At 45.8% G+C, this 13814-nt stretch carries 13 protein-coding genes and 1 pseudogene; 9 read left to right on the top strand and 5 right to left on the bottom strand.

The window, feature by feature from the left end; all coding sequences use genetic code 11:
* Positions 1 to 182: 182 nt before the first annotated feature.
* The 3 genes from SAQUA_RS18535 to SAQUA_RS18525 all read left to right on the top strand — a co-directional run bounded on the left by SAQUA_RS18535 (position 183) and on the right by SAQUA_RS18525 (position 3234).
* Positions 183 to 1451, top strand: coding sequence for an MFS transporter (locus SAQUA_RS18535; protein ID WP_380678955.1), 1269 nt, complete (start codon positions 183 to 185; stop codon positions 1449 to 1451).
* 20 nt (positions 1452 to 1471) lie between these two features.
* Positions 1472 to 2077, top strand: a complete 606-nt coding sequence (locus SAQUA_RS18530) for a maltose acetyltransferase domain-containing protein (RefSeq protein WP_380679118.1) — start codon at positions 1472 to 1474, stop codon at positions 2075 to 2077.
* Positions 2078 to 2931: 854 nt separating this feature from the next.
* A complete protein-coding gene (locus SAQUA_RS18525; RefSeq protein ID WP_380678952.1) occupies positions 2932 to 3234 on the top strand; it encodes a hypothetical protein in 303 nt (100 codons plus the stop codon).
* Between the two features lie 160 nt (positions 3235 to 3394).
* Here the strand turns inward: SAQUA_RS18525 and SAQUA_RS18520 are convergent, their stop codons facing one another.
* From SAQUA_RS18520 to SAQUA_RS18510, 3 genes and pseudogenes are all read right to left on the bottom strand, one after another.
* Entirely contained in the window at positions 3395 to 3688 is a 294-nt protein-coding gene (locus SAQUA_RS18520; RefSeq protein WP_380678949.1) for an SAM-dependent methyltransferase, read from the bottom strand.
* A 10-nt stretch (positions 3689 to 3698) separates the two neighbouring features.
* Positions 3699 to 3956 (bottom strand): YjhX family toxin, encoded by a 258-nt coding sequence (locus SAQUA_RS18515; protein WP_380678946.1) that lies wholly within the window; start codon positions 3954 to 3956, stop codon positions 3699 to 3701.
* Between the two features lie 254 nt (positions 3957 to 4210).
* A pseudogene (locus SAQUA_RS18510) lies at positions 4211 to 4315 on the bottom strand (aldo/keto reductase); the annotation flags it as partial.
* Between the two features lie 560 nt (positions 4316 to 4875).
* Here SAQUA_RS18510 and SAQUA_RS18505 point away from each other — a divergent pair.
* The 4 genes from SAQUA_RS18505 to SAQUA_RS18490 all read left to right on the top strand — a co-directional run bounded on the left by SAQUA_RS18505 (position 4876) and on the right by SAQUA_RS18490 (position 10129).
* Positions 4876 to 5607, top strand: coding sequence for a fimbrial protein (locus SAQUA_RS18505; RefSeq protein WP_380678943.1), 732 nt, complete (start codon positions 4876 to 4878; stop codon positions 5605 to 5607).
* A gap of 49 nt (positions 5608 to 5656) precedes the next feature.
* Positions 5657 to 6160: a CS1 type fimbrial major subunit gene (locus SAQUA_RS18500; RefSeq protein ID WP_380678940.1), complete on the top strand. Its 504-nt coding sequence runs from the start codon at positions 5657 to 5659 to the stop codon at positions 6158 to 6160.
* A gap of 64 nt (positions 6161 to 6224) precedes the next feature.
* Positions 6225 to 8933: a TcfC E-set like domain-containing protein gene (locus SAQUA_RS18495; RefSeq protein WP_380678937.1), complete on the top strand. Its 2709-nt coding sequence runs from the start codon at positions 6225 to 6227 to the stop codon at positions 8931 to 8933.
* 281 nt (positions 8934 to 9214) lie between these two features.
* The gene (locus SAQUA_RS18490) at positions 9215 to 10129 is read left to right on the top strand and encodes a CfaE/CblD family pilus tip adhesin (protein ID WP_380678934.1); all 915 of its coding nucleotides are present in this window, start codon (positions 9215 to 9217) and stop codon (positions 10127 to 10129) included.
* Between the two features lie 72 nt (positions 10130 to 10201).
* Here SAQUA_RS18490 and SAQUA_RS18485 read toward each other — a convergent pair whose 3' ends face one another.
* Positions 10202 to 10438, bottom strand: coding sequence for a FidL-like protein (locus tag SAQUA_RS18485; RefSeq protein ID WP_404413091.1), 237 nt, complete (start codon positions 10436 to 10438; stop codon positions 10202 to 10204).
* Positions 10439 to 10589: 151 nt separating this feature from the next.
* Here SAQUA_RS18485 and SAQUA_RS18480 point away from each other — a divergent pair, with 151 nt between their 5' ends.
* Positions 10590 to 11717, top strand: a complete 1128-nt coding sequence (locus SAQUA_RS18480) for an ISAs1 family transposase (protein ID WP_404413090.1) — start codon at positions 10590 to 10592, stop codon at positions 11715 to 11717.
* A 225-nt stretch (positions 11718 to 11942) separates the two neighbouring features.
* Here SAQUA_RS18480 and SAQUA_RS18475 read toward each other — a convergent pair whose 3' ends face one another.
* Complete coding sequence (locus tag SAQUA_RS18475) at positions 11943 to 12722, bottom strand: transcriptional regulator (RefSeq protein ID WP_380674549.1); 780 nt, start codon at positions 12720 to 12722, stop codon at positions 11943 to 11945.
* 455 nt (positions 12723 to 13177) lie between these two features.
* Here SAQUA_RS18475 and SAQUA_RS18470 point away from each other — a divergent pair, with 455 nt between their 5' ends.
* Entirely contained in the window at positions 13178 to 13801 is a 624-nt protein-coding gene (locus SAQUA_RS18470) for a LuxR C-terminal-related transcriptional regulator (protein WP_404413089.1), read from the top strand.
* Positions 13802 to 13814 lie beyond the last annotated feature (13 nt).

Genomic DNA, 13814 nt, shown 5'->3' with positions numbered 1-13814 from the left:
TTGTTTACCCTAGTTACATAGCTATCTATGTGACTGGGGGTTAGCGACTTTATCGCCATAATGCAACTCGAATTATTTAGAGTACAGAAAAATAATTATCTCTTACCCGATACATATATAAATAATGTCGCGTACTTGAAGAAGAACTCAAAACGCGCTTGGGTTTTGCACAAGGAATTCGCATGTACTATTTAAAAAATACTAACTTCTGGATGTTTGGGTTGTTTTTCTTCTTCTACTTTTTCATCATGGGGGCCTATTTTCCGTTTTTCCCTATCTGGCTGCATGACATTAATCAGGTCAGCAAAAGCGATACCGGTATTATCTTTGCCTGCATCTCCTTCTTCTCATTGCTGTTTCAACCGATATTCGGCTTGCTGTCAGACAAGCTGGGGCTAAGAAAACACTTACTGTGGATTATCACCGGGATGCTGGTGTTATTTGCCCCATTCTTCATCTATGTGTTTGGCCCACTATTACGCACCAATATTTTTTTAGGCTCTATTGTAGGTGGGATCTATCTTGGCTTTATTTATAACGGCGGTGCGCCAGCTATTGAGGCGTATATAGAGAAAGTGAGCCGTCGCAGTTCGTTTGAGTTTGGCCGTGCACGTTTATTTGGCTGCGTTGGCTGGGCATTGTGTGCTTCGGTGGTTGGTATTATGTTCACCATCAACAACGAGTTTGTATTCTGGCTTGGCTCTGGCTGTGCCGTGATATTGGCGATCCTGTTACTTATCGCAAAACCGGAGGCAGGCAGTACCGCGCAGGTTGCAGATAAATTGGGCGCTAACAGTAAGCCATTTAATTTACGCCTGGCGTTCGAACTACTGAAAGACTCTAAACTGTGGTTTTTAGCCCTATATGTGGTAGGTGTTTCCTGTACCTATGACGTGTTTGATCAACAGTTCGCCAACTTCTTCACCTCGTTCTTCTCTTCAGCCGATCAGGGTACGCGTGTTTTTGGTTATGTCACCACCATGGGTGAGTTGTTGAATGCCGCGATCATGTTTTTTGCTCCGCTCATTGTGAACCGTATCGGCGGGAAAAATGCGCTGTTGCTGGCGGGGTTAATCATGTCTGTGCGCATTATCGGTTCTTCGTTTGCGTCTACGCCGTTAGAAGTGGTCGTTCTGAAAACCTTGCATATGTTTGAAGTGCCATTCCTGATCGTCGGTTGCTTCAAGTATATTACCTCGGTGTTTGAGGTGCGTTTCTCCGCCACTATTTATCTGGTTTGCTTCTGCTTCTTTAAACAATTGGCCATCATGTTTATGTCGGTCTTTGCCGGGAACATGTACGAAAAAGTCGGTTTCCACGGAACCTACCTTATTCTGGGGCTGATCGCGCTGACATTTACTCTGATATCTGTCTTCACTTTGTCGGGGCGCGGGCCGCTGTCGGCTTTTAAACGCGAACCTGAACCTGAAGCCGTACGGAATTTGGCGTAATGAACAGCAGGGATAACGCGATGATGACGCAACGGGAAAGATTGGCCAGCGGGTGTTTATATACTGATATGGATGAAGGTATGGCAGAAGATCGCCTACGCGGCAAAGAATTGGTCTATGACTTTAATCATACGCGGCCTTCAGAGCGGACAAAACGAGAAGCGCTGCTCCGTCAACTGATGGGGAAAATCGGCGATAACTTCTGGATTGAGCCGCCACTGCATGTTGCCTACGGCAGCCAGATCACTATCGGTGATAACTTTTACGCCAACTTTAATCTGGTTGTGGTGGATGACGGTAAGGTGCTGATTGGCGACAATGTGATGATCGCACCGAATGTCACCATATCCACCACGGGGCATCCGGTAGATCCTGCGGTGCGTATTACCGGGCAGCAGTTTTCTTTGACCGTAACGATTGAGGATAATGTTTGGATTGGCAGTGGGGTGATCATTAATCCCGGTGTCACCATCGGCCGGAATAGCGTGATTGGCGCAGGAAGCGTGGTAACCAAGGACGTGCCTGCAGACGTGGTCGCTGTGGGCGTTCCCTGCCGCGTACTGAGGCCAATCGGCGAGCATGATCGGGTTTTCTACCATAAAGGGCGGCGTTTCGCAGATAATTAAGTAGAAACAGCAAGATAACTTTTCGCTGCCCCCGCGCAACGGTTGGCTAAAGTCATCAACGCCCTATCCGCAGGTAGGGCGTTTTTTTACTTATCTGGCCCATTATTTATGGTTTATTATTGATGGTGTGTATGCATTTAAAATAAACATGTAAAATATAAATAATAGGCATAGAATATGCCAAGTCAGTATTATGATAAAAAGATCAGGTTAGTGTTATGACTTTAAATAACTTTAATGAGGTAAATTGTAGGTTTTCTATCTGTAATGGTACTAAATGTACCCCGGTGGTTTTTTTGTTAACATATAAAACGTAAATAACTGAAATTAAAGTATTTATAATTTATGAATTACTGGGTGTCTGCGGCTTTATCCTAGAATGGTTATTTTTATTTAACTGTTGTCATTGTTTTTAATATCAGGTAAATTCCGCCCCGAACTAATTAACCCCGTGTTACATGGATGTTCATTCACCACCTAGTGAGATTTTATGAACATTAGCACCCGCTCCAAAACTGCAACCTTAATTACCCCCTCGTTGCTTAATAATAGTACCAAAGATGGCGTTATTGGATTTTTTGCCACAGTTCACCCTCAGCTAACCGTAACTATCGGATGCTATCGAAACGGGCGGAAAATAAACAGCAGCCGCCATATGTCTGCATTCAATCTCCTTCAATAGCGAACTCTATTACAGCTTGGATGAGTAATGACCATCCTTGATGCTACCGGGTATTAGCCGGTGGTAAGCTATCTATTTTAATTTTCCCATTTAAAACTTATAAGATAATTCTTTTATCTTTTTTATTTAATAATATGACACGGATGTTCATTTGACTGAATAGTAAGGCTTTATGAACATTTTTACGCGTTATTCTATTGTGACCTCTCTTGCCGTTATGTCATTTTCTCATATTCCGGTGGCCAACAGTGCAACAGGCGGTGTGATTAACTTCACTGGCGCAATCGTCGAGGGATCTTGCAACATAGATAATACCGGTCGAGATATAAATATTGGATGCTACAGGGCGGGTAAAACAACCAATACGATTTTACCGATTAGCAAATCTAGAACTGAATTCCCTCAAGGGAAGGTCAAGGTAAAATGGCTTAATGAGAGCCACACTCTTGCCGTGTTGAAGATCGTCTACAATTAACGGTTGATTATGCAGAGTATAGGCCCCCATCCGCAGATGGGGGCACTGTTTTACTTATTAATGCGGCCAGTCATTTTGGTGAAGTTAAACCAGCTGGCACCAAAGTAATGGTACGCATCGATGTTTATCAACGCATCAAAACTGTTTTCTGGAAACGGCTTCAGCGCGGAAGGTCGCTAACATCCATATGCAGCGGCGTAATCTGCCCGAGCAATCCCATTTCCCTAAAGCGGTTAGCGTTATCTTCAGCGGCAATCCACAAATCCATCGCTACCACTTCAACACCAAACTCTTTTGCCAGGTACATCGAGGTCATACCGGTACCACAGGCTAAATCGAGCACCCGCATACCGGGTTTCAATGCCAGTGATGCGCTGACTTCTTCTGCCAGCAGCAGGGCGTTTGGCCCCATGATGTTGGCGTGGATAAACTCACGGGAAAAAAGGGTATTCATAACACTCTCCTTAGCGGTTATCCGGTTGTGAGCGCACGTTGTTCAGCCCGGTGGTGTTGATACGGTATGGCTGACCATTGACGGACTTGATCAGTTTTTTGGTTTTGAGTTTTTTGAAAACAGTGAGCGTGCAGTCGCTCAGCAACAGCCCTTCACGGCTGTAACATTCAACGGATGTGATACGGCCTGATGCATTGCGGACGTGTAAAATGCGTCCACCTTTGGCGAGTACGTGTAAGGTACGTTGTTCCTGACGGGATAAATTCATACTGGAAAAACCTGTTAATCATCATATGCAAAGCATGCAAACACACAGCGGTGTCCGCATTCGATTTCGGCGCATTGATAACCAGTCCGGCCTGAGAAGGTCGGCAAGCTGATTATCTGATGATTACATTCTCCAGCATCAAAGCCTCGGTGAAAGTTGATGGGTATTTACGGCGCGTATCATAACACGTAGTTTCTATATGGGAATACGTCTGCCAGAAAAATGTGATCTGAAAGCAGTGGGCCCTGCACAACCTGCCGGGTATCTGTTGCCGGGCCGTATCCATGGCTCAGCCCCATGCATCCCAGCCCCGGCACCGAAACTTCAAGGCCAGACTTATCGAGATAACGTTTTTGCATTAATAAATACCTCACGGATTACTTCAATGGATGCGATTAATTTGATTAGGGGCTGTAATTCGATAGGGTTAATGAGCTGAGTTTATTAATCACTGGGGCAGTTCGGTTTTCGCTTTTTCGTTACGGTAGATTGATTCTTCAGGTGGTGGAAGGGTAAGGATGGAGAATCTTTAATACCTATCCAGATGACATTGTTATGACAATGCAATTAAACTATTATTTTAACTTAACACTCGCTTTGTTGGGGTTATAATCCTACTTAATGTTAATTTTTAGAGTAAAACTCTGTTTTTTGTGGTTGAGAAGTGTTAAGTGTATTTGAGGTTGCTCAAGGGATAAAGTTTATCCAGTAAATGGGGATATGAAGAGATTAATTACAGGAAATAATATGTATGCCCTCACTCGATATTCTCATCGGCTCTAGGAGTATATTTTTTGCAATGTTACCTCACTGGCTATTGTTGATGTAAAACGTACTGTTGGTTGATTGCAGCAGAGTCGCTATTTATACAAATACACCAAAAATAGGACGAAATTTATAAAAAATGAATAGGTACCTTTTGCCACAACGTATTGTGGTGTGCGCCGTCTTTGCTCTTATTTTTTTTGGCCTTCCCAGCCAGGCATCAATGATGGTCTACCCGATGGAAACAGAGGTGGGAAAAAATGGCGCGGCACAAATTAAAGCGCTGTCGCAAAGCGACGAAGTGCAATTTATCAAAATTAGCCTAAAAAAAATAATCAACCCCGGAACGCCGAATGAAAAAGAGATCCATGCTGATATATCTGCAGGTGAGTCGCTTGTGGTTACACCGCAAAAACTAGCACTTACTGCCGGTGGGGAAAGAATTGTCAGACTGGTTTCTCTTGCTTTTCCAGAAAAGGAAACCACTTGGCGTGTCTATTTCGAGAGCGTGTCAGAAAATACTTTCAATAAAGCGAATAATGAAAAAAATTCAGAAAATCGTACTGCGGAGGTCGGCGTCAGCATCGTATGGGGCGCACTGGTGCATGTTGCACCGGCAGAATCCATTGTCAGCCTAAAATATAATCCCGGTTCTGCCGAAGTGATTAATGAGGGAACAATTCGTCTGCCTCTACGGGAATTAGCGATATGCAATACAACCGGTGAATGCTCATGGAAAAAAGAAACATCGACAGTGTATCCCGGCACCACGATACGTCTTGCCGGTATGCGTTTCTCATCCGAAATAAAGTACCGAGTCAAATATTACAACTGGCTGAAAAACGCAACGGAAGAAATCGAATTACCTGCTAATCAGGTGAACTAACCCCCCTCAACAATGAAGGGATACATCAATACCACTAATGGAGTTTTAAATGAAAAGTATTTTCAAAATTGCACTGAGTTCAGCGGCTTTACTGACTGCGGTTAACGCCAATGCCGTGCAGCAGGATATTACCGTGACGGCGGATATCGATCCTACTGTCGCCATTACTCAGGCCGATAATAGCCCACTGCCAGCCAGTATTACTATGCAATACCAACCAGGTCAGGGGCTTACAGCGTATCGCAATAACGTCAAGCTGTGGTCAAATACGGCAGATCGCGATCTTAACGTCAGCCTGGCATCTTCTCCTTCACTGACCGATCAGAGTGGCAATAATGCTATTCCTCTCAGCGTAACGTTGAACGGGCAGAAACTGAGCACCACCACCACGGTGTTTAACTACGGGACGACCTTCCCGGCAGGTATCACTAATGGTTCTGCGGTGATACCGCTGATTATCTCACAGACTACCGCTGGTGCAGCAACATTAGCTGGCAAGTACAGTGGTATTGTCAGCCTGATCGTTACTCAGGCAACTGCTAAAAACGGCTGATAAAAAGTCTTATCTCTTTCAGGCGGGGCTGTGATGGCCTCGCCTGCTCTCCTGGACGTCACAGATGAATATCAGAATAAAGCCATTATCAACTGCGCTGGCGACCCTGCTTTTTGTCTGCAACCATTCGGCGGCTTCCCCGAAGGTGCCTGCGGGCTTTGAAGATCTGGCCAAGGGGCAGGTTATTTGGCTGGATGTGTCATTTTACGGCAAACCGCTGGGACTATTTCAGGCTAAAGTTGACCTCGAGAAAGTGTTTTTTTTACGACCTGATGAGATTGCCGCCACCATCCACGAAAAATATAACGATTCACCGGTGCTGCAATTACTGCTGCGTAGCGCATTAAAACAACCCCTCAAGCGCAATGGCAACCTGGCATGCAGTTCTAGTGGCAATGCGCCGGGCTGTGACTTTATTGAAACGGACACCGTCGCCGTTATTTATGACGAGAACTATGGGCGCATTAGCCTATTCCTAGGCAAAGGGTATCTGCCAGAAAAGAAAAACGACGATAAATACTACGACACAACAATTAACAGCCGTAATGCCCTGGTGCACCAACAAAACATCAATTTTGTTGCTGACCAGAATTACCAGTCGGCTTCGGTGCAAGGTAATGGTTCTCTGGGGATAACGGAAAACGGCTTTATCAACGTCGATTGGCTCTGGCAGGGGCAGCGCTTCTATTCAGACAGTGTCCAGCAGACCGATGTAAACAATGCTTACTTCCGCCAGGACTTCCTGAAAAAGATCTACCTGCAGGGCGGCATCATGGACTCGCGGGATATTTTCAGCAATATGGGCGGTAACATCAATCTCAGCCAGCTACCGCTGGGCAAGATCCGCGGCGTAAGGATTGGTTCAACGCTAGCATGGATCGATCAGAACAAGGTGGTTCAGGGGACGCCAGTGAGCGTTTTTCTGGCGCGAGAGGCCCGGGTGGACGCCTTTCGTGACGGCCAGTTGCTGTCATCATTTTATCTGAGGCCAGGTGCGCAGGTGTTGGACACTCGTACTTTTCCCATGGGTAGCTATACGGTGACCCTACGTATCCATGAGAATAATCAGTTGGTCAGAACGGAAACCGTTCCCTATACCGGCACGGGGAATGCGCCGCTGAATACCTTTCAATGGTTTTTACAGGTGGGGAATCTGACTGGTCGTGATCAAAACAGTAGCGATGATAATCAACGCGTGGTGCAGGGCGGCGTCCGTATTCCCTTCACCGATACTCTTTCCTTGACGGCGGGCAGCGCGCTGCTAAGCAACGCTCGCTATTGGGAAAGTGCTGCAGATTGGGGCCACGGCTTCAGCAGTGGCCCTATAGACGGCGTACTGACAGCTCGGATTAGCTACCTGCACGGCAGCGATGGTTCCCAAGGCAACATTCAGCAGTTGAATTATAACGACGGTTTCTCGCTCAGTTTTTACCGCTCGGAAATGACGGCGCCAGATTGTAGTCAACAGACGACTAAACGCTACAGCTACAGCGGTTGTAATAAAAGCACCAGCCTGATGCTGTCGGTTCCCGTCTCGTTGTGGAACGTCAATCTGGGCTATTCAATTAACAGCAATCAAGGCCGCTACACCTATCGCCGCGACCTGTCGGAGGACGACATCAGCCGGTTAACCGGTGCCCCGTGGGAGCAGGTCTACACCAACAGCTCTCACAGTCGTACCTGGCAGGTGGGATTCAGCCGTTCCTTCTCGCTGAATGATATCAACATCAATACCAGCATTAACGCTTTGAGACGCAGGGATTCTGGCTTTGATGGCACCGATAACGTGGCGTTTCTAAACGTTAGCCTGACGTTTGGTAGCAACCGCAGTGGCGGTGGTAATCGCAGCCTCTCCACGTTGGGTACCAACTGGCAGAGTAGCCAGCGCGGAGGCGATAGTTTGAGCTACAACGCCTCTTACAGCCGCTTCGCCGATGACAACGGTGAGAACGAATTTGGTGTATCGCTTTACGGTATCAAGGCGCAGACGCTAACCGCATTGGCTAATGCACGCATGGGGGGACAATACGGCAATGGTACGCTCACCGTCAGCAACGCCTATGATCGGATTGAAAACCACCACACGCTGAGTAGCAGCGGCAACTTCGGCTCCTCGCTGGTCATTGACCGTACTGGGTTACTGTGGGGCCGCTGGGGCGATGGCTCTCCCTCATCTGCCATTGCGCTGAACGTGGATGCGCCAGAAGGGGAGATGCTAGCACGGGTTAACGTCTCCGTTGATAGCGGTGGCCAGGCTGAAGTCAGCGGCAATAGCCGGGCCGTATTCACCGTACCCGGTTATCGCCAATCAACCTTCAACGTCATCGAATCCTCTTCCGCCCCAGCGGGGGTTAACAGTGAAATCAGCAAGGGTTCGGGTTCACATTCGGTGTTTTTGACGCCAGGAAAGGTATTCAGCCGTGGTGTCGAGGTGACATCCCATTACACCTGGCTGGGTAGGATGATCGATGAAAATAACCTGCCGCTTGAGGACGCAATACCGTTAAACGTGGTGTCCTGGACGCCGCTTGGGCAGGGTGGTTTCACGCTAGAAACCACCAAGTTGCTGAAAACGTTGTACGTAATGAAAGAGAACGCGTTTTGGCAGTGCCAACTGAAGGTAAAGGCTATACGCGACGTAGTGCGCTGGGTGGGCACCACGCAATGCGCCAGCACCGAAATGGCAAGTTTACCCGGTGCCGAGCAAAAACAGGTAGAGCTGATGACAGCGGGTAACGGTAATAAAGGCCGCACAACGGTGCAAAACAAGTGATAGGAACAACTAGGCTGTGGATTTAAGGAGTCGTAATGTATCGGTTTTTTTCTTTTTGCTTTAATCCCATTGGCTTTATAAAGCTGTTGGTGTTACTGACGTATGGGATTCACTGTTCAGCCTCAGCGGCGGATACTCCCCCCCAGCCACAGAATACATCTATCAATGTGAAGTTTGACAAAAGAGGCATCCCGGCTCGTCTGCCTATTTGGGATAGCGTTTTTGGCGGAAGCTCAGACCCTGTATGCTCGGATGCTGTTAACTGTGCTAATAGGGATGCAGTGAATAGTTTGATTTGTTACTCAGAAACTGACGCTACCTATGGCGCGTGCCCGACAAAACTTATCTGGTACAGTAGCGTGCCAGCTAACAGCCTAAAACTTATCTTCAAACACGAGGGTAATACCAGAGTTACGCTAAATTTAACCAGTGAGAAAAATGGCACCGGCGCAGCAGCATCATGGAGACCGGCTTATTTGCAGTACGGTTTCTCTGTTTATATCCCATCGTCGGAACTGAATAAGCTTAACTTACCGGGAAAGTGGCAGGCCAGTTTGAAAATGCGAGTGAAGGCATGGGATAATTGCGATACACAATTCACCACCGGGTGTAACGGTTTTCAGCGGGCTGACTGGAATGCCAGCATTGTGCTGGATGTAACGGATCTCGGCAGGCAGCAAATCTATTTTCCGGCATTCTCAACCGCTACGCCGCAGGTGAGCCTTAATCTTAACAACCGGCCCGGTGTAAAGAACGTTACCGCCAGCGGTACCACGCTGTTGGATATGTGCCTGTATGACGGCAGTAACTCATCCAGTAACCGAGTCAGCCTGCTATTTCAGGATGAAGGTGCCAACGCATCTGGACGGCCTGCCGGGCAGTTCTCGGTTTATCGCCAAGGTGCGGATAAAAATAAGGCGGCTAACCGGTTGGACTACCAGGTCAGCGTGATAAACCCGACGACAGGGGCTGCACAGCGTGTGTCAAACGGCAGCGAGATTATCTGGACCAACACCGACCGGCGTAATATCCAACGGCAGGTGGTCTTAGCGGGCGTGCCGGGGGTAGCGCTGTGCGTACCCGCCCCTATCACGCTAACAACGCCAGCCTTTCGCCTGACGGACAAAACGGCTGGGCGCTATACCGGCACTCTGCGCATTATTTATACCCCGACAACACAGACCAGCACACCATAGATCACTACCTCAAAAGCCGGTTCGAGCTTTTGGGGTAGTGACAACACCACAATCAATCAGCATAGCCCATTGTCAGTATTGATCTTCCGCGCGTACGCAAATATAGAACGGGTTGGAAAGTGATTGTATTAACACTGCGTTTTTATTCATTTCTTTGATTTCAGAATAAAACTCACCTCCTGAAGATTTGGGAAACATGTATTGTAGCCATAACTCCTTAGGAAGATTATCTCTTTTATCAATATCCTCTTGAGTTATTCTGGTTATGTACATGTTATTTAACTCTGAAATTTTGGCGGTAAAAAACAAAGTTCTGCTTACCAGATATTCTTTACCATCCTGTGTGACCGAGCCGGTGATTGATGCAGGGCAAGATCACGAACGTTTTATGAGCAAGGCTATCCTGTTTGACTGAGTGTACAAGCTGTGATCTTATACTCCCTTTTACGGGAGCATCACCATGTCTATCAACGCCTTTTCAGAACACTTCGCTGACCTGCAAGATCCCCGGCAGACGGCCAAGGTCGCCTATTCCCTGTTCGATATTCTGTTTCTGACAGTCTGTGCGGTGGTCGGCGGAGCCGAAGGTTGGCAAGATATTGAGGATTTTGGCGAAGCTCATCTCCCATGGTTTCAGAAGCGAGGGCTTTTCCCCGCAGGATTGCCCGTTGACGATACGATTGCCAGAGTGATTTCACGCCTCAACCCGGAGCAATTTCAATGCAGCTTTATCAACTGGATGCGTGCGGTAAGCTCCCTCAGTAACGGGGCTGTCATCGCTATTGATGGCAAGGTGTTGCGGAGGTCTTACAACCCTGAAGACCGTGCCTCAACCCTCCATATGGTCAGTGCCTTTGCCAGTGCCAATGGCGTGGTCTTGGGCCAGGTAAAAACAGATGCCAAGTCTAACGAAATTACCGCTATCCCCGCCTTATTGGCGTTATTGGATATTCGTGGTTGCCTGATTTCCATTGACGCCATGGGGTGTCAAACCGCTATCGCTGCCCACATTGTCGAAAAAGGCGGCGATTACCTGCTGGCCGTTAAAGGTAATCAGGAGCGTTTGTCCAAGGCGGTGCGCAAGGCGTTGAGTAGTGTAGTGCCCGGCATGAGTGATATCGCCTGCGTTGAGCAAAACCGAGGCCGTGCAGAAATGCGGGAATACCACGTTATCCCTGCCACTGAGGTCGCTCGTGAGTTCCCCATCTGGAAAGGGCTAACGACGCTGGGTGTAGCGATAGGCTACCGATACGACCCACAGGGCAAAGAGTCGCTGGAATACCGTTATTACATCAGTTCAGCGGAGCTAAACAAGGCTCAATTTGCCAATGCGGTGCGAAGCCATTGGTGCATTGAAAATCAACTGCATTGGGTGTTGGATGTCACGATGAAGGAGGATAACTGTTCGATTTATCGGGACAACGGGGCGGTAAATTTGGCGACAGTACGCCATATGGCACTTAACATGCTGCGTTTAGAGAGCGGTAAAAAGGCCAGCATCAGACGTAAACAGAAGATGGCTGCTATGAACAGCGATTATCTTGAACAAGTGATACTGGCAGGTATTAATGGGGTGGATAAAAAGTAAGCATACATGCGTTTGCCCTGGTGATTGATGATGACCATTCGTTATGGAACGTGTAAATATTATTGATGTGTAAGTTTAACTCAATTTTACTATTGCCATCTTCAATGTGGGTTAATAGTTGAGTGTCGCAACGGAAAGGTTTTTTACTGTGATGTTGGTAATAGAAGTAACAACAGTAAGCGATAACAAAAACCAACATGGCTATTATTCTTTTCATTTTCATACCTACTTGACAATCTTATAGTTTTTACAATTCTGATAGTGTTCATCATCGCTAGGGTAACATACCGCCATAAGGCGTATTGTTAATAAGCTGCTGGCTTGGCGTTCGTCTGTATAATAAATATCTGCTGTCTCATGTGTACAATCTATTTTTTCATTTTCTATCATATTACTTGCGTTGGCGATAAAGTTAGCAGGAGGCGTGTTGCTCAAACCATAAATATTGCAACTCCCTTTAGTGGTCACCAAGCGAATAGCATCTTTTTTATTGGAGGTAAAAAAATGGTAACCTGCAGTAATAGAAAAGGCAATTAGGCCCAGAATAACAACGCCAGCTTTAAGCCAGGTATTTCCTCTTGGTTTGGCTGTTCTATTTTCTGGCTCAGACAGAACGATATCATTAAGCGAGATATCGTCATCATTAACGACGTCTTTTGATATTTCAGTTTGCTTAATCACCGGGTGAATTTCTGCCTCCATTCTGAAGCCTATTTTCGGCTCAGTGATAATAATCTCTTTAGTGAGGCCTAGACTCTCAAAAGACTTTCTTAACTCACTGATATGGTTGCTTAAACTAGCCTTTGATGGTGAGAAGCCATAATCAACCCATACGGTTTTAATAATGTCTTCACGTGCCATTGTGACATTATTATTAATGATTAATTCGCATAACAATCTGGTTGCAGGTTTTGATAACTCTACATATAGGTGTGGATCGTTTTTCAGTATGAGAACCCTAGCATTAGCGTCAAAAACAACGCTAAGATTTATTATGTATTTCATGTGGATAGCGATCTCTAAGTGTCTAAGTGAAGGTGGTATTTCACTACAAAGGAATAGTGCTTTTTTATACTTGGCTGGAATTTAGTTGAAACTTACACCCGGTGTCAACCTTTGAGTAATATGTTTATTTTTAATTAAAAAACCGCTTTTTTTTAGAGAAGTGGTTCATTCCAAATAGTCGATCTCCCTCCCTTTAATTTTGGATAACTATGCTTAATTTATATTAATTTATAGTTTAATATTCTGTTTTTTACGCTTAAATATAGTTTAATGTATTTAAAAATTAATTTTAATTAATATTTTGCAAAAAAAAAAGACACGGCCAGGTGGGAGTAAGCAAGTTAATTGGAAGCTGTTTAAAGGCAGTAAGCCCGTGACAATGCTTACGAGGTAAATAAAAAGGGCGGTGAAATTTGCAGCCAGGCTATGCATGAAAATTGATATTCGAGGAATTTATGTTAACTATAAGTATAATAGACAGTAATGTCTTTTACAGAGAGTCTTTGTATTTGCTGTTAAAAGAGTACTTCAGTATCAATAAAATTAAGGTAAAATTCACTGAATCTGACAATGCTTTTTTACCAAACTCAGATCTGGTGTTTGTGGAAGTAGACTGTATAACCCAATGCCTACACACCTTACCAATTTTTGGATACGGTTTTATGGGGAGGATCTTCCCAGTATTGGAGTACGGTGCAATCCACAAGAAAGCGGATAATACTCATCCATGCATTAATAAATTTCCAATTATCTATCGTGAAGACACGCTGTCGACAATCATCGGCAAGGTTACCGCTAATCTGCTTTTTTTAAACGAAAAAAATATGCTGTCTTGCAATAGAGTGATATCTAAAGACTGTCATGTATGTTCCCAACATCGGCTGACTCAACGGGAAACGGAGGTTCTTAGATTAATGGCAAAAGAATACTGTGTTACTGCGATATCTAATATCCTCAGGAAAAGTATCAAAACCGTTTCTTCTCAGAAAAAATCTGCGATGAATAAGTTAAGGATCAGCAATAATAGGGATCTTTATGCCTTTCTTCGTAAGAACAGCGAACTGCTTAGGTATGGTTAACGTGATAAGTGTT

The organism is Serratia aquatilis (genome assembly GCF_044865145.1).
GTDB classification, from domain to species: domain Bacteria; phylum Pseudomonadota; class Gammaproteobacteria; order Enterobacterales; family Enterobacteriaceae; genus Chania; species Chania aquatilis.
The sequence above is the reverse complement of the archived record's forward strand: the minus strand, read 5'-3'. Positions and strand labels throughout refer to the sequence as shown.

Bases quoted from the DNA above. Each gene is read 5' to 3' on its own strand.
- SAQUA_RS18525 (WP_380678952.1), top strand. From the start codon at position 2,932: ATGAACATTTTTACGCGTTATTCTATTGTGACCTCTCTTGCCGTTATG.
- SAQUA_RS18530 (WP_380679118.1), top strand. From the start codon at position 1,472: ATGATGACGCAACGGGAAAGATTGGCCAGCGGGTGTTTATATACTGAT.
- SAQUA_RS18520 (WP_380678949.1), bottom strand. From the start codon at position 3,688: ATGAATACCCTTTTTTCCCGTGAGTTTATCCACGCCAACATCATGGGG.
- SAQUA_RS18535 (WP_380678955.1), top strand. From the start codon at position 183: ATGTACTATTTAAAAAATACTAACTTCTGGATGTTTGGGTTGTTTTTC.
- SAQUA_RS18495 (WP_380678937.1), top strand. From the start codon at position 6,225: ATGAATATCAGAATAAAGCCATTATCAACTGCGCTGGCGACCCTGCTT.
- SAQUA_RS18515 (WP_380678946.1), bottom strand. From the start codon at position 3,956: ATGAATTTATCCCGTCAGGAACAACGTACCTTACACGTACTCGCCAAA.
- SAQUA_RS18470 (WP_404413089.1), top strand. From the start codon at position 13,178: ATGTTAACTATAAGTATAATAGACAGTAATGTCTTTTACAGAGAGTCT.
- SAQUA_RS18475 (WP_380674549.1), bottom strand. From the start codon at position 12,722: ATGAAATACATAATAAATCTTAGCGTTGTTTTTGACGCTAATGCTAGG.
- SAQUA_RS18500 (WP_380678940.1), top strand. From the start codon at position 5,657: ATGAAAAGTATTTTCAAAATTGCACTGAGTTCAGCGGCTTTACTGACT.
- SAQUA_RS18480 (WP_404413090.1), top strand. From the start codon at position 10,590: ATGTCTATCAACGCCTTTTCAGAACACTTCGCTGACCTGCAAGATCCC.